Consider the following 19160-nt stretch of genomic DNA (forward strand, 5'->3'; position numbering starts at 1 on the left):
CCGAACTTAGTGCCTCAAGGCCTGCTCGAGCCACCAAGCGCCACCATCTGAGGCGATCTTGGCATCCACGATCAGCGGGGTGCCGGTCAGACGACCGTGCTCATCGGCGCTCACGGCGGTCTCGAGCCAATCGGTGACCTGGCTGAGGTCCTCGGCGACACGCACGGTGATCCCCCGGGCCCCGTAACCGATAGCGATCCGGGCGAAGTCGGTGTCGGGGAAGGTCACCGTGTTCCGGGCACTATCTTGCCCCGGTTGCAGGCCGAAGTGATGGAGCTCGGCCCCATAGGCGGCATCGTTATAGATGATCACGACCGCTGGGATGCGCAACCGAACCAGGGTCTCCAGTTCGGAGATGCCCATGGCGAATCCGCCATCGCCGGTGCCGAGGACCGGCATGCGGGTCGGTTCGGCGAAGGCAGCACCGACCAGCGTGCCCAGTCCCAGCCCGATGGACTGAAAGGCCTGGGTGAAACAGAATCCGCGCACGTCCGGAACGCGCAGATAGGCCACCGGGTAGCCCATGAAGTTTCCCGAATCGGTGGTCACCACGCGCTGTTCGGGCAACAGCCGGTTGAGTTTGGTAGAGAGCACGCGGGGGTCAATACGGTCCTCGGTGCTCAGATCGCCACCGGCAAGGGGGACCTCGTTGAAGTATTTTGCCGAGAGCTTGGTACGCACGTGATCGGTGCGGTACCCGGTCACCGACGGTGTCTCGGAATGTTCCGCAGCGTCGTGGTGTAGGCGAGTTAGCTCGGCGTTGACGGCCTCCGCCACCGCAGCGGAATCAGCCACCAGGGTTTGGGAGACCTCTCGGAATTTCCCGATCGCCCACGGGGAATGGTCCACCTGGATCAGGGTGGCCTCGTCGTTAATCAGCTCCCCGTGGCGGGTGGTCCAGTCGTTCAGGGCACAACCAAAGGACAGCACCAGATCGGCTTGGGAGATGAGCTCGGCGGTCACCGGAGAGGAGAATCCACCGGAGATGCCCAGGTTCCACGGGTGTCCCTCGAAGAGTCCGTTGGCCACCGCGGAGGTGGTCAGCAGTGCCCCGGCGGTTTCGGCCAGAGCGATGATCTCGGTGCGGGCGTGCAACGCGCCCCGACCAGCCAGTACCACCGGGCGCTGGGCGTGAAATAAGGATTTGGCTGCTCGGGTCACCTGGGAAAGTTGCGGGATGGTGCCGGTGCGCGGGCCCCGGTGGGGGACTTGACGTTCGGCGGTGACCGGTTGGGTCTGCAGATCGATCGGTAAGTTCAGCACCACGGTATGACGTCGGGCGAGATGTTGGAAGACCTCGTCAAGTACTGTCGCCACTTCATTGGGGTCACTGATGCGTAGCGGGGTGGCACCCACGGCTTCCACCAGGCTGAACTGGTCGATCTTGAAATTCGAGCCCACCGACTCCTGGGGTGTTTCAGCGGTGAGCACCAGCATGCCGGTGCCGGATTTGGCGGCTTCGGTCAGTCCGGTCAGGGTATTGGTCAGCCCGCACCCTTGGTGGACGCTGACCGCAGCGAACCCGGTGGGGTTCAGCTCGGGACGGACCTGTCGGGTTTCGGGGGAATCGAGGCTGGCCAATCGGGTGTAGGCGTCGGCCATCGACGCGGCTGCTCCCTCGTGGCGGGCTGCGGTGAACTCGATCCCGGCGGCGATCAGCTGGTTGGTGAGATGAAAGTTCCCCGAGCCGACCACACCGAAGACGTGGGTCAGGCCGTGCTCGGCTAAGATCTCGGCCACACGTTGGACCAGAGTCGGCTGGGCGGGTGAGTCGTGCGGGGCGGGTTGGGGTTGTTGAGCTGGTTGTTCGGTCATCGGCGATCACCGTCTGAGCTGGAAGGACTGGCGGGGTGCTGGCCGGCCACGGCACCGGGGCGTTCAACGATCGCGAAGACGCGCGCCGGGGCGGCGGTGCCGTTTTTGATCGGCAATGGGGCGACGACGATCAACGCGCCGGTGGGTGGTAGCTGATCGAGGTTTTGGAGGGAGGTGACCCCATATTTATCGGCCCCGAGCAGGTAGTGGTGCACCGGGAAGGCCGGCTCGAATCCGGCAGCCAAGCCGGCATCGATGCCGACGGTTTCAACTCCGAAACCGGAGACCTCCTCACGCTGGGAGAGCCATTCGGCGGCTGCGGGCGACACCCCGGGGGTGTGGGGGCCATGCTGGTCAGCGTTGAGAGATTTTTCGGGATCGCGGGCGTAGGCATCCCAGCCGGTGCGTAGTAACACCCAGCAGTTTGGCGGTAAGGGGCCGTGGGTGCGCTCCCACTGCTGAACGTCGGCAATCTCCAGGCACCAGTCGGGATCAGCCCGCGCCTCGGCGACGAAATCGAGGACCACGGCCGGACCAATCAGTCGGGTTGGGGCCAGCTCGTGGATGTGCTTGCCATCGCGACCGGTGATCCAGTGGGCGGGGGCATCGACGTGAGTGCCCACGTGTTCACCCATCCGGAAATTATGATGCGCCCACAACGGGGCCCGCTCATCGAAGGCGGCCACCGGCTCGAGGGAGAAGTCGTGCAAATTGATGTAGGGGGCGGGCAGGCGCAACACCGCAATATCGGCTGAGAGCTCGTTGGTGAGATCGATGATCTCCACCGTGCCTGTTGCCTGGGCCCGCACCAGGGCGTCGATCAGTGAGCCCTGGACCGGGGGTCGTTGGGAGTCGTTCACAACTTGACCCTACTACGGCTGACGTGAGTGTGTCAGGACCTGTCAGGGTTGTGCCGGTCCACGGTGGTGCGCCAACAGTCGCGCACGCCTCAGGCAGCCGGCCGACAGAGCCTCAACCCCACGCGGCGATGAGTTGTTTGTCGACGGCGAGCCGGTCGGCGGGGTCGAAGATGCCACCGGTGACTAGCACCTCATCGGCCTGGTAAAATTCGGCCAGCTCACGCACCCGGGCGGCCACGGTCTCGGGGGTGCCGGCCAGGCCTTGAGCGAGGTGCTCATCGGTGTGCGCACGTTCGCGGGCGGTGGCGTGATCCAGGGCGTGGCGGACCTCTGTGGGATCATCCAAGGGCGGGAAGGCGCCCACGTTCCGGGAGCGGGCCATCGCCCAGGCCTCGGAGAGCAACAGGTCGTGGGCGTGGGCTTCCGTCTCGGCTACTGCCACGTTGAGGGATAAAATCACCCGGGGTTGCTGGTTGCGGTGCGGATCGGGGACAAACTCATCCCGATAGGCGGCCAGTTCGTCGCGGTGGGCTACGGAGAACTGGGGGAGGGCCGGTCCGCCGATCACCACACCGGCCCCCACCTCGGCGGCAGTGGCCACCGAACGCTTTGAGGCGAGCACAAACAACGGGGTGGCTGCCTCATTCGGTGGTTGCAGGGTGATCTCAGCAGTCCCGTTCAACAAAGCGATGATCTCGCGCAGTTGCTCAGGGAAATGGTAGCGGTCGGCATGTTGTTGGTGGAGTGCGCGACGGATTGGGGCCGTGAAGCCGACCGAGGAGCCCAGCCCGATATCGATCCGGGAGGAGAACAGGGCCTCCAGGGTGCTGATGTACTCGGCGGCCACGAGGGGCTGATGGCTAGGAGTCATGATCCCACCGGAGCCGATCCGGATGGTCTGGGTAGCTTGGGCGATGGCGGCCATCAGCACGGCGGGGGTGGATCCGGCGATGCCGGGGACCGCGTGGTGTTCGGCGACCCAAAACCGGTGGTACCCCAGAGTTTCGGCGTGTTGGGCGCGGGTGATGACGTCATGCAGGACCGCACCGGCTGAGGAGCCAGTTCGCGTATTGGCCCGATCCAGGATGGACAGAGGCAGGGATGTCTGCCTCGGTGGGGATATTGGCTCTGCACAGGTCATCTCTCTAGCCTATCCCGCCGGGAGTGCTTCGGGCTGATGTGCGCACAACCAGCGGTTGTGCACTCGGTAGACCAGTTCGAGCCCGAGCGATCCGGCAACCGCAATCCCGATCGAGGCCAGCAGGATCGGGGTGGGGGGCAGGATGAACTGGTGGTACCACTGCGAGAAGGGCACGGCGACCACCAGCACGAGGCCGGCGTACATGATCGCCAGGATCCCGATCTTCTGCCAATTCAGCGGACGGGAGATGACATTCAGCAGCCACAACCCGGTCAGGGTCAAGGTGATCATGGTAGCGGTTTGGAGTTGTTCCATGGTCAACGCAGCACCGGCGACGTGCTCTGCGGCGGCGACGTACCCATCCCAAGAGGCCGGGGAGCCCAGCGCGTCGAGGGGGTCGTCGAAGAAGGGGAGCTCGCCGGCGAAGGATCTGGCATAGCACCGGCCTACCAGGTTGATCGCCACCAGTGCGAGGACGATGACCGCCCCGGAGGGGATGGCGAAACGCAGTGCGCGGTGGAGAAAACCGGGCACATAGCGACGCGGGTTGGGCATCAGGGCGAGGAGGAAGGACGCGATGCCGATGAACAGTGCGTCGGCGGTGGAGGCTTGGCGGGGCAGGAGCGGGTATTGCCAGAACAGCAGAGAGAAGATCAGCACGAAGCCGAATGCGTAGGCGGTTTTGGCCAAGAACAGATGCGCTAGGCGCTCGACGTTGGCGATAACTTTGCGACCCTCGGCCAGTACTGAGGGGAGGCGGTCGAATTTTGAATCCAGTAGCACCATCCGGGAGACGGCCTTGGTGGCCGGGGCAGCGTTGCCCATAGCGATCCCCAAATCTGCGGGCTTCAGCGCCAGGGCGTCATTGATGCCATCTCCGGTCATGGCCACCGTGTGACCGGAGGCGCGCAGGGCCTCGACCATGCGTTTCTTCTGGTCCGGGGAGACGCGGCCGAAGACGGAATATTCGTCCATGATGCCGGCCAGTTCGGCGTCATTTTCGGGTAAATTGCGGGCGTCGAAGGCGAGGCTGGGGGCCGTACTCTGGGTGCGCTCGCTAGCTGGGGCGTCGTGCTCCCAGCCCACGGCACGGGCCACGGCTGCCACGGTGTGGGGAGAGTCCCCGGAGATGACCTTGAGCTGTACGCCTTGGGAACGGAAATAGTTCAGGGTCTCTGCGGCGTCGTCACGCACGTTCTCTCCGAAGGTCAGCACCAGCTCGGGTACTAAGCGATCGGGCAGGTCAGCGCTGTCACCGAACCAGGGGTGCTCGGCGGTAGCATGAGCAGCACCGGCGTGGGCTCGGGCCAGCACCATGGTGCGCAGACCGTTGGTGGCCAGGGCGGTGGTGTGTTGCTGAATGACCGGTGCCAGCGTGGGATCCAGCTGGGAAATCAGGGCCTCCGGGGCGCCCAGAAACCAGCCACCGGTCACCTCGTCTGCTGCCGGGTCCCCGGTAGTGGGGGTGCCGAAGCCAAAGGCTGACCAGCGCCGTTCGGAGGCGAAGACCACGTGATCGGTCAGTGGCTGATCGGGTTGCTGGGTGAAGTGTTCCCGCAACGCGATCGCGGTGGGGTTGGCGTTGGGGTCGGCGCCAATGGTGGCCAGTACCTGTTGCCAGGCGGGTGGCTGGGCCGTGGAGTCAGTGGCTGATGTGGTGGGGGTCGTTAGTGTGGTGAGATCACCGCTCGTCGGGTCGATCCGGTAGGCGGCGTCGAACAGGATGCCACCTTCGGTCAGAGTGCCGGTTTTATCCAGACAGACCGTATCGACACGGGCCAGGATTTCCACGGCGGGTTGTTCTTGGATCAACACTTTTTTGCCGGTGAGCGACAGTGCGGCCATAGCGAAGCTGATCGTGGTCATCAGGGCCAGGCCCTGCGGGATCATGGTGGTAATACCGGCGATGGTCGAGATCAGCGGGGTCTCCAGACTGCCGTGGCCTAAGACCTGGTCCCATCCGCCCACGGCCATCACCTGGCCGAAAAGGGTGATGGCGATCAGCGGGATGAGTGAGACCGTGATCCAGCCGGCGACTTTTTCCAGCCCGGCGCGTAGCTCGGAGTGCACGGTGGTGAATTCGCGGGCTTTCAAGGTGAGCTGGGCGGCGTGGGAATCGTGCCCCACCCCGGTGATACGCATCAGGGCGGTTCCGGAGACAACTGAGGTGGCTGACAGCACGGTGTGCTGGACTTTTTTCGCCACCGGGTCGGCTTCACCGGTGACCAGAGATTCATCGACCTCGAAATCCTGGGAGGAGATCACCACCCCGTCGGCCGGGACTTGATCGCCACGACGCAGCACCACGACATCGTCGAGCACCGCGTCGGTGAGGCCGATCGAGGTGGGGGTACCGTGGCGCATCACCACAATGTCGTCCTGATTCAGCAACGCGATGCGATCGAGTTTCTTTTTCGCCGAGTACTCCTGGATCACGCCGATGATCACGTTGGACAGCGCGGCCAAGGAGAACAACAGGTCCAGCCAGCGGCCTAAGAGGATAATGCCCAGCGCGCAGAGTCCAATCACCAGATTGAACATGGTGAATAAGTGGGTGGACAGGATCGCCCACAGCGTGCGGGAGGTGCCCGCAGGTTGGGTATTGATCAGCCCGCGGTCGATGCGGGCCTGTACCTGCTCGCCCGTGAGGCCCTGGGTGCCGGTGACCAGGCCGGGGTCGTTGACATCCCGCTCGCGGAGGAATTTTGCGCGAGCGTCGGGGGATGGGTCAACCTCGGTGGAGGGTTGAGAGCGTTTCCGGATCTTGCGGGTACGCTGGCTACTCTCCGGGTCAGTCACCGTGGTGTTCCTCCCTGGGCTGTGTGATGTGGTCTGGGGACGGGCCGGGTGTCGGTCCGGGCCTTACTTTAGCCGGTGTGGGGTGTGGGTGGGGTCCTCCTGGAGGATGATGTCGCTCATCGAGACTCACAGTAAGTTTCCAGCTGGTTCCCGGCCAGCTTTCATCGCGGCTTCTTAGACTAGATAGTGCCTCTTCAAGGTGTGAGTGATGAGAATAGGTGCATGGCCCCGGTCGCAGTCAGCGGCCGGGGCCATGTGCTGTTTCGGGTCAGTCACTGCTGGTGGTCACTGCTGGCGTGCTCGCCGCGGCGGTAGGTTCCGCCACGTTCGGTCAGCGAGTACAGTACCGGCACAATGATCAGCGTGACCACGGTGGAGAACGCCAGCCCGCCGATCACCGCGATCGCCATCGGGGCGGAGACGAAACTGGATTGCCCCGACAGACCCAGGGCTGGGGGAATCATCGCGCCGATGGTGGCCGCAGCGGTCATCAGGATCGGACGGATGCGGTGCCCGCCACCGTAGAGTAGGGCGTCGTTGATCGACATCTTCCGATCACGGTACTGGTTCACCAGATCGATCAGCACGATCGCGTTGGTGACCACAATGCCGATCAACATCAGCTGGCCGATCATCGCCGGGGCGCCGATGGGCGTGCCGGTCAGCAACAACGCCAAGATCATCCCGCTGATGCCGAAGGGGATCGACATCAGCAACACCAGTGGTTGGATCAGGGATTTGAACAGCCAGACCAGCACGACATAGATCAGCAAGACCGCGGCGACCATGGCCAGCATCAGCTGGTAGAAGGTGGTGTCAATGTCGCTGGCCAGACCACCGATCTCCGCGGTGACGCCTTCGGGTAGATCGGTGTCGTCCATAACCTGGGTGATCTCGTCGGTCAGAGTACCGATATCGTCGGGGTTGGTCGGAGTGGCCGAAAGGGTCACGGTACGCACCGCATTGGAGCTATTGATTTGTGGGGCGATGGAAATCCGCTCGATGTCGGCCACATCGGTCAGTGGGATCCCGCCTAAATCGAGGTCTTCCAATTCCTGGATGGTGTCAATATCGGCGGCCGGGGTGAGGTGGACGTCCAGATCGGCCCCGTCGATACTGACATTGGCCACCGGATAGTCGGTGGTGTAGGAGGTGATCAGCCCGGTGACCTCGTTCAGGGTCATTCCTGCCTCGGCGGCGGCCTGTGGATCGATGGTGATTGACACCGAGGGCTGGCTACCGGCCAGATCGGAATCGACGCGTTCGACCGAGTCGAGCTGTTCGATCTGATCGACCAGCAGGTCGTTGGCCTGAGTACGGGAATCATCGTCAAGGGATTCCAGCACCACATCGACGGTGGAGGAGCCCAGGATGGATGAGGCATCGGTGAGCTGTATCTCACCGGCCTCAGGATGCTCTTCGCGATAGGCGGTCACGGTCTGCTCGATGGTGGCGGCGGCCTCGGCTTGATCGGCCTCGGGGTCGGTAATCAGCGTGTAGTTCGCGATATTGCTGGCCAGAGCTCCGGTTGTGGCATCGGCGCCAATATCGACCTGGACCACATCGACCACCTCGAGTTGTTGTAGTTGCTCCGAAAGGCCCTCGGTCAGCTCGGTGGTGCGTTGCAGGCTCGTGCCTTCAGGGGCGGTTTGGTCTACGGTGTGCATGTTCATACCTGAGTCGCCGAGCAAGTTGACCTTCAGCAACGGGGTCAGCGCCAGGGAGCCGAGGAAGACCGCGATGGCCAGGGCAACGGTGATCCAGCGGTGTGACAGGGCCAAAGACAGCACGGGGCGGTAGCCGCGGGCCAAGACGCCGGTGGGTTCGTGAATCTCGGGCTGGGTAGCAGTCTTGAGGTCAGCCTCAAGGTCATGATCGAGGTCAGAGTCCTCGTCGGTGCTGGCAGTGTCGGTGGACGTTTTCGGAGCCCGCATAAACCAGTAGGCCAACACCGGCACAATGGTCAGTGCCACCAACACGGAGCCCAACAGCGCCAGCACCACGGTGATCGCAAACGGTCGGAAGAGCTCACCGGCCAGTCCGGAGACGAAGAACACCGGGGCGAAGACCAGCATCGCCACGACGGTGGAGGACACCACCGCGGAGGCGACTTCAGCGGTGGCCCGGTAGATGGTGGCGCGTCGTTGGGCGCGCGTGACCGGTCGCGTGGTTTTCAGGTGGCGGACGATATTTTCGATCACCACAATGGAGTCATCGACCATCCGGCCGATGGTGATCATCAAACCCGCCACCGACATCATATTCAGCGTCGTGTCGGTGATCAGCATGCCGCCGAAGGCAAATAAGACCGACAAGGGGATCGAAAGACCGGAGATGATCGTCGGCCGCACGGCGAAGAGGAACCCGAAGATCACCACCACGGCCAGCGCGAGACCGATCAGGCCTTCTTGGGCCAGCCCAGAGAGGGATTCCTCAATAAAAGGGGCCTGGTCAAAGATGACGGTGAACTGAGTGCCATGGCCGAGCTGTTCTTCAGACTCGTCGAGCACCTGGGTGATCTGGTCGGAAAGCTCGATGAAGTTGGCATCGGCGGCCGGGATGACTAGCAGAGACACACCATCCTGGCCGTTGGTGCGCGAGACGGTGGTGGGCTCAGGCTGTTCAGCCTGCACCTGGGCAAGATCACCGAGCGGGACGGGGTTCTCATCGGTGCTGATCAGTAATTGTTCGAGATCTTCGACGGCGGTGAGCTCATTGCCGATGGCTACGTCCATCTCGCTGCTGGGATCATCTTCGTCGTTGACGGTGCCCCCGGGGAGCACTACCCCGGCGTCTTCCAACGCATCGACGAGCTCGGTGCGTGAGGTACCCGCTGTGGCCATCGCCTCATCATCCGGGGTGATGCGCACGATGCGCTGGTCCCCACCGAACTGTTGGACCGAGGCCACCCCGTCAATCGTTTGCAGATCCGGAATGGTGGCCAACTCGAGATCGGCGATCAGCTCCGCGGAGTCCCGGTCCGAGGACGCAGAAAGCACCATCGCCGGGATATCACCGGTGCCACCGCTCAACACGGTCGTCGTGGTGCCCTCGGGCAACTGATCGTCGAGGTAGTTGGTGATGACTTCCGCCTGCGAGGCTGCCCGATACGTGTCGGTGCCGTATTCCAGCTCGACGGTGACCATGGAGAAGTTGGAGCTGGAGATGGCCGAGGTTTGTTTCAGCCCGTCGAGGGTGCGTAACTCACGCTCGAGCGGTTCGGCCACCAGATCGGCCATCTGCTCTGAGCTGGCGCCGGGATTCACGGCGGAGATGGCGACCGCCGGAAGCTCCACCGGTGGGATCAGCTCGCGTCGCAAGAGAAACATCGACAGGGAGCCCAGTAGCGTGATCACGATCGAGACCAACGCGATAAAGGCGCGGTTTCTCAGCGACAAGCGAGGCAAGAATGACATGGTTTAGCTCTCTTTGTCAGGACCTGGGGCAACAGGCGCCGTGATCTCAACGGCCTCGGTGCTGGCATCAACGACGCCGATCCGGCCTCCGGAAATCCCGCGGGCGGAGATGAGCCCGCGGATCCGGACTTCTTCGGACAACGGGACCGAGACCACTGCGGTGTTGGGATGATCGGGCCCTGGTCCGGGCTGGGGCGCGGGGTCGTCACCCGAGGGAGTGGGAAGGGTAGCTCGCAATCCCACGTGGTGGGGCGCCGCCATTGACTGTAGGGTAGCTTTGATCGGGCCGGTGCCCACCGCGTCAATCATCAAGGATCGTGATGCGGCGATGACGATCGATTCCAGGGTGGTCGGATCAGTGGGGCCCAGAAGATAAAGGGCCGAACCGTCATGCTCGGGACGTAATGGAATATCAGTAATCACCAGTGCTCCTCAGAGATGAGCATGAGCGCTCCTCACGGTGCAGAGTCTGCGTGGATCGGACCACACACATGTTACCCGCCCGCGTGCGGGGGCGCGAGAATTGTCAGCTGAAGCCTCGGTGTAGCGTGGGTGGCACGACCTTCGGTTTCAGGCCTCATATGGCGGTGGCCTGGCCGAGCCGTGAACAGCGTGTTGCGCGCGATCGACCGCAGAGTTCGGCCCATTCTGTTGCGACGGAGATCTCAAACATGGTGTCGTGACATACGGTGATACCACCAGCTGCTCCTCGCCCGCGGGTTCCTGCTCGTAACGGTCCTCTATCACCGCTTTCACCAAGCATTCCCGAAGTATTCCAGGGGTTGGTTCCGAAGGCGGTAACGCATCGAGCTGGACGACGAGCATTGTTGGGCTTCGTCTGTCGAGGGAGAGTTCGGCCGATGTGAGAACGTCATCAGTGTGGTTGGTGCGTGCCGATGCTCGGGCATACTCCAGCAGGTGTTCAAGAGAAGAGTTGCTACAGCGGCTCGTCATGGATCGGCGCTTCTGAAAGAGAAAGGTGCTCCCGCTGCTGGGTTGCTGGTGAGCGGGAGTGTAGAAGAAGGGCTGCGGAATGCCGAAAATGCGAACGTCAGGCCGAGGTGTGCCAACCCGGAATATAAGGCACCACGACGCTTTCGGAAAACTGGCCCGAGAGCGCCGTGGTGCGAGTGAGGGCGTTGAGGGTTGAGATGTGGCTACCGATTAACGGGAACCTTCTGCTGTTGCTGGGCGGGGTAGCGGATCGACTCCACCATCTCCTGAACTTCCTGGCTGGGAGGTCTGGTGAGTTTTGAGACCACAATGGTAATCAGGAAGTTCAGCAACGCGCCGACGGGCCCGATGCCTTCCGGCGAGATACCCAGGATGGGCTCATTGGCAGGGGTGCCGAATAGCTCCAGGGTGTAGACCATGTAGCCGCCGCTGAAGACCAAACCGGTGAGCATGCCGACCGCTGCACCGATGGCGTTGGCATTCTTCCAGAAGATCCCCAAGATCAGGATCGGGAAGAACGTTGCGGCCGCCAGTCCGAAGGCGAAGGCCACTACCTGGGCCACAAACGCCGGAGGATTCAGTCCGGCAATGATTGCGATGACTACCGCAACTGCCATGGCCAGGCGTCCGACCAACATCTGCCGACTCTCGGAGGCTCTTTCCTTCGAAATCATCCGGTAGTAAATATCGTGGGAGGTCGCCGAGGAGATCACCAACAGCAGGCCAGCTGCCGTGGAAAGCGCTGCCGCCATTCCACCAGCTGCCATCAACCCGACGATGGGGGTGGGAAGGCCTCCAATTTCGGGGGAGGCGAGCACCAAAATGTCGTTGGAGACTACGAGATCCGCCGTTCCGGACACATTCGACACCGAATTAATGTCACCGGTGGTGTTCACCTCAACGAGTCCGGTTTCTTGCCATGGTGTGATCCATCCCGGAAGGCCGTCCTCGTCGGAACCCTGGGCGCCCCGGAGCAGATTGAGCTTGGTAAAGGCGCCCATCGCCGGAGCGGTCAGGTACAACAATGAGATGAAGAACAGTGCCCAGAAGGCGGAGAAGCGAGCGCCACGAACTGTTTTGGTGGTGTAGAACCGGATGATCACGTGTGGCAGACCAGCGGTGCCCAGCATGAGCGAGAGAGTGACTAGAAACACATCCAGCTGGCCCCCCTCACGACCGGCGAATGCATCGGTGAACTCATGCAGACCGAAATCCGTACGGAGCATGTTGAGTTCTTCTAAGATCTGCCCGTAAGTGATCTGGGGGATTGGAAAGTTACCGAGATACTGCGAGATGGCCACCGCGGGGATTAAGTAAGCGATGATGAGTACCACGTACTGCGCCACCTGAGTATAGGTGATGCCTTTCATCCCGCCCAGCACCGCGTAGAAGAAAATCACGGCCGCACAGGCCACCACGGCCCACTGCGGGTCCAGACCGAGGAACCGCGAGAAGACGACACCCCCACCGGTCATCTGACCGACGACGTAGGTGAAGGAAACGATGATGGCGCAGATAGCTGCCACGAGCCGGACCGTGTCGTTGTAGCGTTCGCCCACGAATTCCGGGACAGTGAACTTGCCCCATTTACGCAGGTACGGGGCCAACAACAGGGCTAGCAGAACATAGCCGCCGGTCCACCCCATCAAGTAGACCGACCCATCGGAGCCGAGGAAAGCGATCATGCCCGCCATACCGATGAAGGAAGCCGCTGACATCCAGTCTGCGGCTACCGCTGCACCGTTGGCTATCGTTGGCACCCCACGAGAAGCGACGTAGAATTCCTTGGTCTCTTTAACTCGGGAGCGCCAGGCGATGACGATATAGATACCGAAGGTCAGGATCAGGAAGAAGAATGTCCAGAATTCCAAGGAACTCATGACGAGTGACCTCCCTGCTGAGCGTCGCGCTGGTCAACTTCAGAGACGCCGAACTCTCTATCGAGCCGGTCCATCCACAGCGCATAGACCAGAATCAGGAGCACGAAGGTGTAGATCGAACCCTGCTGGGCAAACCACATGCCCAAGGGGAATCCAAGAATCACGATGTTATTCAGAGGCTCGATCAACAGAATCCCGAAACCAAATGAAACGGTAAACCAGATGATCAGTAGCACAATCATCAGTCGAAGGTTCTTCTTCCAATAGCGTTGCCGCCAGCCGTTATCCGGAGGCGGAGCGTGTGAAGAAGGGTTTTCTTGTGCCTTGTCAGACATGTGATGCTCCTTTGTCGTCGATCGTGGGCACGGGCCCAGTAGATTCAGGAATGCGGCAAAAACGCTTGAAAGGAGACTACCTGAGTGTGCGCTACGTCACAATAGAAAATAAGAAGAGATCTACTGGTCATCATTGACTGATGGGTCACGTAAGCTTTCCACCCCAGTGCTAGGTTATGGTTGGACACTGTGATATGTGTCACTGTAGAGTGCCGGGTATGAGCACCTCCGCACGAGAGCAGACTGCACCGACTGGCGCCGACGACCAGGGCTTATCTGGGATCGTCGCGCGATTGAAAGCACGCAAGGCGCACGGGTGGGGAATCTTTCACCTGGGGAGCTGGCCGATGATGCTCGGCGGAATGATGTTCATTATCTCCGCTTTTCTCCCGTGGGTGTCATTGCCCTGGGTGGAGGACCTCACCGGTGAGACGTTCCATCTTCGTGGGACCGACGGCCCAGGGGTTCTCACGTTGGCGGTTGGATGCCTGGCGTTTGCGGGAGCTTTCGTGCCCCGTCGCAAACTGGCTATCGGTCATGCGGCAGGTCCGGGAGGTATCGTCGCGCTCATCGTGATACTTCAATGCTGGAGTATCGTCTCCCACTCGATTCAGCTGAATGCGTGGGGTGCTTTCGTGCCCGGAATGGGCCTGGTGCTGGCCGCTGGTGGTGCGGTTCTCCTGATGAAAGCTGGGTGGACTATGTACCGCCACTGGCCACAACGCGATTCAGCGTCTTCACGCGGTTCGATCCGGTCTTCGTGAATCAACCACATGGAGGTGGTGGGTGCTGCCAAAAACTCGGATCGATATCGTCGCCGGAGCACACGAGGGGTCGGCAGTCACGCAGCAGGGCAGACCAGAAAATATTGTGTCCCCCAAAAGTCTCAACAGATGATCTGAATCATGGTCGGTGCGCACTCTGGTCACGTGTTTGCTAGTCTGCCAGAAATGACAACACACTGACTTGAGTGCATCGATCATCTCGACCACGATGCGCGCAGTGATCGGTCTCATTCTCCCTGACCGAGCCCTGGCGAATCCCAAGAGCTACCCATCTGTCAGGGACGTCGTCCCCGGCGGATGAGTAGCTCTTGCGGTATCTCAGTGGGTGGTATTGCCACCGAGCCTTAGGAGGCCAAGGCTTCCCGGAACTTGACGGCTTTGCCGATTTTCAGCACGGAGTTCTGGTAGATCCGGGTGGCCAAGGCCAATACCAACGCGGTGGTGAGAATTAACAGCCCCAGTGACCCCAGCACTTCCCACAGCGCCGCCTCGCCGGTGAAGACCCGAATCGGCATGGCAACGACTGCTGAGAAGGGAATCCAGCTCATCGCCGTGACGAGCGCGGTATTGGTGGGGTACATGACAATCAGCAGGTAGGGGACCAAGATCAGGAGCACGATGGGCGTGGAGATGGAACCAAGGTCTTCATTGCGCGAAACCATCGAGGCGGCCGCGGCGTACATCCCGGCCACCATGACAAACGAAATGGCGAAGAACAGTACGAACCACAGGGTCGGAGCGATCATTTGTTCACTGAGCAACGGCATCTGCTCGTCGTCGCCATTAACCAGAATGCCGATGACCGCGGCCAGTGCCATCAGCGCGATCTGGGCGAAAGCGACAATGGAGTTGCCCAGTACCTTGCCGAACAAGATGGCTCGAGCCGGGACAGCAGCCAACAGAATCTCGATGATCCGGGATTGTTTTTCTTCGACCACGGAGCTGGCCATGGTCTGACCGAAGAGGATGGCCGCCATAAAGTAAACCAGACCGAAAATCATGCCCAGCAGGTACATGATGGCGAAATTCTGGGCATCGGAATCCTCCAGGATGGTGATTTCCGGGGCGATCGACAGGGCGTCGATGAGCGCGCTGGGGGGTTCGCCCAGGGAGAGGACTTCAATACCCATGGGGTTGGTGTCGGTCACTTCGGTCAGGATCAGCCCGGCATCGGCCTCGCCGGAGGTCACCTGGTCTGTGACGGTCTCGGCGTCTTCGACGGTGGTGGCCTCAAGCCCGGGGACCGCATCGAGTCCGGCGTGGGGTTCGGCGGTGTTGCTGGCGTCCACGACGTCTTGGGAGATGGCTACGGTGGTGTCCGAGGAACCACCGGAGGTCAAGGATTCGGCTACGCGAGGTCCGAAGAGCGTACCGAGCAGCACCAGGGCGATCAAGATGATCCCGGTAATCACAAAGGCTTTGGACCGCAGGCGGGTTTTGATTTCACGTCCGGCCACAACGCTGGCCGCGCTCAAGCTGGTCATGGGTGGTCTCCTGGGGTGGTGTCAGCGGTATCGGATTGGTCGGTGACGACGTCGTGGAAGATCTCGTGCAAACTCCGGTGGATCGGACCGAACTCGAAGACGGTGCCACGGGTGATGGCCTGGGCCAGTAACTGATGGGCGGTCTGGGGGTTTTCGGCGGTGAAGCGTAGATCGCCGCCGTCGAATTCGGTGACCGTGATGCCGGGGACCTCTCGGGCCCACCCGGTGCCGGCATCGGTGCGCAACCTCCAGTCCTTAATGTCGGCCTGCTCGAGTAGCTGATCGCGGGTGCCGTTGGCGGCCACCTGCCCGTCGGCGAGGATGACCAGCTCGTCGCAGAGTCGTTCGACCAGATCGAGTTGATGAGAGGAGAACAGCACCGGGGCACCCCGGCTGGCGACATCTTGCAGGACCTCCAGGATGGTCTCGACCGCTTGCGGGTCGAGTCCGGAGAACGGCTCATCGAGCACGAGTGCGGCCGGCTCGTGGACCAGCGCGGCGGCGACTTGGACGCGCTGTTGGTTACCCAGGGAGAGATCTTCCAGATCATCTTTTGCCCGAGAGGCGAGGCCGAGACGCTCTAGGATCTCCTCGGAACGGTGGGAGGCAGCAGCGGAGTCGACGCCGTGGAGTTTGGCCAGGTAGACCAGCTGTTCTTTGACCGGCATCTTCGGGTACAGCCCGCGTTCTTCGGGCATGTAGCCGATGTGAGAGCGGTACCGGGCATCGATGGGGGAACCATTGACGGTGATGGTGCCGCCATCGTGGTCGAGTACACCCATCAAGATGCGCATGGTGGTCGTTTTACCGGCACCGTTACCTCCCACGAAACCGGTCATCAGGCCCGGTTTGATGGAGAAGGAGAGCTCTTTGAGCACTTGGCGGGTGCCGTAGGACTTGATCAGGTTGTCGATGACGATTCCGGACTCAGCCGAGGCCCCAGAGGCCGGCGGGGGAGCATTGTCGTGATGTCTCATATCACCAATGTAGAAAACGGGTGGCCGGGGCGTCCTCCCCCTATTGGGTGAAATTTGACCACTTGCGGCCGGGCGCCAGAAGACTGAGAGGAGTGAGAGGAGTGAGATGGGCTAGATGTGGTGCTCGTAGGCCCAAATCACTGCGTGGACCCGATCCTTGACCCGCAGTTTCATCAGCAGATGCGACACGTGAGTCTTGACGGTGGCAGCACCGACGACCAGGTGTTCGGCGATTTCGGGGTTGGAATAGCCCTGGATGAGCATGTGGAAGATCTCGGTTTCTCGCCCGGTGAGCTCGTTGAGGACTTCCGGTCCGGCGGCTTCGAGCAGGGCAGCCGGTTTCGGGCGAGTAATGGGGGCCGGCTGGTCAGGCTGGTCTGCGGTGGGGGTCTGGCCGGCGAAACGCTGCAGGACCCGTCCGGTAACTTCCGGGGCCAGTAGTGCGTCCCCATCACCCAGGGTGATGATTGCGTCGATAATGTCCTCGGCCCCGGCGGTCTTGAGCAAGAATCCGGAGGCGCCGGCCTCGAGGGTTTCGAACAAGAAATCGTCGCGATCGAACGTGGTCAGGATCAGCACCGAGCTGGTCGTGGAGAGCCGGGCGATCTCCCGGGTGGCTTCGATTCCATCCATCACCGGCATGCGGACGTCCATACACACCACATCGGGGCGCTGTGCCCGGACCAGCTCGATGGCTTCGACGCCGTTGGCTGCTTCACCCACCAGCTGTAATCGGGGCTCAGTCGCGATCATCGCGGCCAGTCCGGTACGGATCATGGGCTGGTCATCGACCAGCACGACGCTCAAGGTCTCATCGAGTTCATCGGGGGTGTTCATGCCAGCTGGGTCCTGGACGGTGGTGGATCGTCGAACGGTTCGGTTGCTTCGGTGCAGATCGTGGATGCCGCGGACGAATCCGCGGGTGTCTCGGTGAGCGGGATGTTGGCTCGAATCAGCCAGCCACCGGAAGATTTCGGTCCGGCGGTGAAGGTCCCATCCAGCGCGGTGACGCGTTCGGTGAGCCCTTGCAGCCCGGACCCGGTGCCCTCAGCGAGGCCGGTATGCTGAGAAGCCCGACGCATCGAGCTGGGGGAATGGTTATGATCGGAGACTTCCAGTTCGATCGCATCAGCCAGATAACGCAACCGGACCACCACGGTGGCGGTGGCCCCGGCATGTTTGCGGGCGTTATTGATGCCTTCCTGGGCGATCCGGTACAGCGTCAGCTGCACCGAGGAGGGGACCTCGGGGCGGGCGACACCGGGCTGGCTGGGTTCAATAATTTCTAGTCGGACGGTTTGGGAGGTGGCATGAGCCGTTCGCACCAGATCGGGAAGCTGACTGAGGTCCGGTAGCTGCGCGGTGTGTTCTGGCTGGTCGCGCAGTGTGTAGACCAGGGCCCGCAACTCGGCGATGGTCTGCTGTGCGGCGGTCTCGATGGCACGCAATTGCTCGACTCCAGCGACATTGCCGGTGCTGTCGGTACTGCCCTTGGCTGATGTGTCCAGGCTACGCCGGGCCGCGGAGGCATGAATGCCCATCACGGTCACGTGGTGGGCGACGACGTCGTGTAGTTCACGGGCAATGTGCATCCGTTCGGCGTGCACGGCCGAGGCCGCCAGTTGTTGTTGCGCCTCGTGAAGCTCGCGGTGGGCCGTCGAGAGCTTCTGATGGGCGAGATGGAGCTGGTTGTGGGCGATTGCGCCCTGCCAGGAGGAGTTCCCGAAGATCCAGGCCAAGAAATAGAAGATTGCGTTGACCAACCATTGGGATCCCAGCGCGGTGAGGGTCTGATAGAGGTCCGCACCCGTGGCTTGGGCCTGGGTGATGGCCTGGATCGAGGTCGCGATCAGCCACGCGAGGATCAGTCCGATAATCCCAACCCGGACCCACAGGGCGCGCCGGCGATCATTCGACCAGGCACCGACCCCGTAGAAACTCACAAAGAGCACGATCTGGTACGAGTACACCTCCACGCCGATGGTGTGATTGAACACGATGGCCGCCACCGCCAGGTAGCTGGCTACCGTGCAGGGGAAGCGCCGGTAGAGGATCATGGGTAAAGCCAGCAACGGCACGCTGAGATAGGTGCCCCAGGTGGTGAATCCCATGGTCTCGAGCAGTCCCGAGCGATGCGATAACGCGGTAAAGATTAGCCCGATGATCACTAAGCCGGCACCGATCAGTGCGTCGGTGCGTAGCCAGTGGGGCGGAAGGTCGCGGCGGTGCTCGGCGGATTCGGTCACAGCGTGCTCCAGGGGGTCAGTACCTCGAGCAGACGGGCACGCAGCACCTGAGCGCGCTCGGAAAACTCTTTCTGCAAGCGGGTGTATTCGGCTTTGCCGTCCCGGGTCTCGATGCGGATGGGATCCAGACCCCAGTCGGAGAGGTCATAGGGCGAGGCGCGCATATCCATCACCCGGATCTGCCAGGCCAGCTCGAACGTCTCGGCCATCAGATCCGAATCCACCAGTGGCACCATCTTGTAGCTGTGACGGTAGAGATCCATATTGGCGTGCAGACAGCCGGGCTGTTCTAGTTCGGGTGCGCGCTTGCGGGTGGGCCTGAACTGGTTGAGCGGTTTGGCGGCTCTTCGTAATTGAGGGTGTGGATCAGTGATTCCAGGACACGGCGTGGCGCTGCCCGGATAGACGTCGAGGTCTTCCGATGATGGAAGTTCTTACACAGTCCATCCGAAAGACCTCGACGTGTCC

The 19160-nt window shown here is 61.9% G+C and carries 14 protein-coding genes; 1 reads left to right on the top strand and 13 read right to left on the bottom strand.

All coding sequences use genetic code 11. The annotated features are described in order from the left end of the window. Window positions 1–6: 6 nt before the first annotated feature. From DCC24_RS06745 to DCC24_RS06780, 8 genes are all read right to left on the bottom strand, one after another. Window positions 7–1815 (bottom strand): thiamine pyrophosphate-binding protein, encoded by a 1809-nt coding sequence (locus tag DCC24_RS06745; RefSeq protein WP_110099159.1) that lies wholly within the window; start codon window positions 1813–1815, stop codon window positions 7–9. Beyond that, a complete protein-coding gene (locus DCC24_RS06750; protein ID WP_110099160.1) occupies window positions 1812–2675 on the bottom strand; it encodes a cyclase family protein in 864 nt (287 codons plus the stop codon). The genes DCC24_RS06745 and DCC24_RS06750 overlap by 4 nt, the downstream gene beginning before the upstream one ends. A 112-nt stretch (window positions 2676–2787) precedes the next feature. Further along, on the bottom strand, window positions 2788–3816 hold the full coding sequence (locus DCC24_RS06755) for an MsnO8 family LLM class oxidoreductase (RefSeq protein ID WP_158524616.1): 1029 nt from the start codon (window positions 3814–3816) through the stop codon (window positions 2788–2790). 9 nt (window positions 3817–3825) lie between these two features. Beyond that, entirely contained in the window at window positions 3826–6615 is a 2790-nt protein-coding gene (locus tag DCC24_RS06760) for an HAD-IC family P-type ATPase (RefSeq protein WP_233492010.1), read from the bottom strand. A gap of 272 nt (window positions 6616–6887) precedes the next feature. Further along, the gene (locus DCC24_RS06765; protein ID WP_110099161.1) at window positions 6888–10031 is read right to left on the bottom strand and encodes an efflux RND transporter permease subunit; all 3144 of its coding nucleotides are present in this window, start codon (window positions 10029–10031) and stop codon (window positions 6888–6890) included. A gap of 3 nt (window positions 10032–10034) precedes the next feature. After that, window positions 10035–10454 carry a hypothetical protein gene (locus tag DCC24_RS06770; protein WP_110099162.1) on the bottom strand — a complete coding sequence of 140 codons (420 nt, stop codon included), beginning with the start codon at window positions 10452–10454 and terminating at the stop codon, window positions 10035–10037. Window positions 10455–11188: 734 nt separating this feature from the next. Beyond that, the gene (locus DCC24_RS06775) at window positions 11189–12865 is read right to left on the bottom strand and encodes a sodium:solute symporter family protein (RefSeq protein ID WP_110099163.1); all 1677 of its coding nucleotides are present in this window, start codon (window positions 12863–12865) and stop codon (window positions 11189–11191) included. Next, entirely contained in the window at window positions 12862–13200 is a 339-nt protein-coding gene (locus tag DCC24_RS06780) for a DUF4212 domain-containing protein (RefSeq protein ID WP_110099164.1), read from the bottom strand. The genes DCC24_RS06775 and DCC24_RS06780 overlap by 4 nt, the downstream gene beginning before the upstream one ends. Before the next feature lie 218 nt (window positions 13201–13418). Here DCC24_RS06780 and DCC24_RS06785 point away from each other — a divergent pair, with 218 nt between their 5' ends. Beyond that, window positions 13419–13964, top strand: coding sequence for a hypothetical protein (locus DCC24_RS06785; RefSeq protein WP_199446238.1), 546 nt, complete (start codon window positions 13419–13421; stop codon window positions 13962–13964). 365 nt (window positions 13965–14329) lie between these two features. Here DCC24_RS06785 and DCC24_RS06790 read toward each other — a convergent pair whose 3' ends face one another. From DCC24_RS06790 to DCC24_RS06810, 5 genes are all read right to left on the bottom strand, one after another. Next, window positions 14330–15469 carry an ABC transporter permease gene (locus tag DCC24_RS06790; protein ID WP_110099165.1) on the bottom strand — a complete coding sequence of 380 codons (1140 nt, stop codon included), beginning with the start codon at window positions 15467–15469 and terminating at the stop codon, window positions 14330–14332. Then, complete coding sequence (locus tag DCC24_RS06795) at window positions 15466–16446, bottom strand: ABC transporter ATP-binding protein (RefSeq protein ID WP_110099166.1); 981 nt, start codon at window positions 16444–16446, stop codon at window positions 15466–15468. Before DCC24_RS06795 ends, DCC24_RS06790 begins: the two co-directional genes overlap by 4 nt. A gap of 111 nt (window positions 16447–16557) precedes the next feature. Further along, window positions 16558–17283, bottom strand: a complete 726-nt coding sequence (locus tag DCC24_RS06800; RefSeq protein WP_110099167.1) for a response regulator transcription factor — start codon at window positions 17281–17283, stop codon at window positions 16558–16560. Then, window positions 17280–18692 carry a sensor histidine kinase gene (locus tag DCC24_RS06805; protein ID WP_110099168.1) on the bottom strand — a complete coding sequence of 471 codons (1413 nt, stop codon included), beginning with the start codon at window positions 18690–18692 and terminating at the stop codon, window positions 17280–17282. The genes DCC24_RS06800 and DCC24_RS06805 overlap by 4 nt, the downstream gene beginning before the upstream one ends. Beyond that, window positions 18689–18955: a hypothetical protein gene (locus tag DCC24_RS06810; RefSeq protein WP_110099169.1), complete on the bottom strand. Its 267-nt coding sequence runs from the start codon at window positions 18953–18955 to the stop codon at window positions 18689–18691. Before DCC24_RS06810 ends, DCC24_RS06805 begins: the two co-directional genes overlap by 4 nt. Window positions 18956–19160: the final 205 nt, after the last annotated feature.

This window comes from Auritidibacter sp. NML100628 (assembly GCF_003185985.1).
GTDB lineage: Bacteria > Actinomycetota > Actinomycetes > Actinomycetales > Micrococcaceae > Auritidibacter > Auritidibacter ignavus.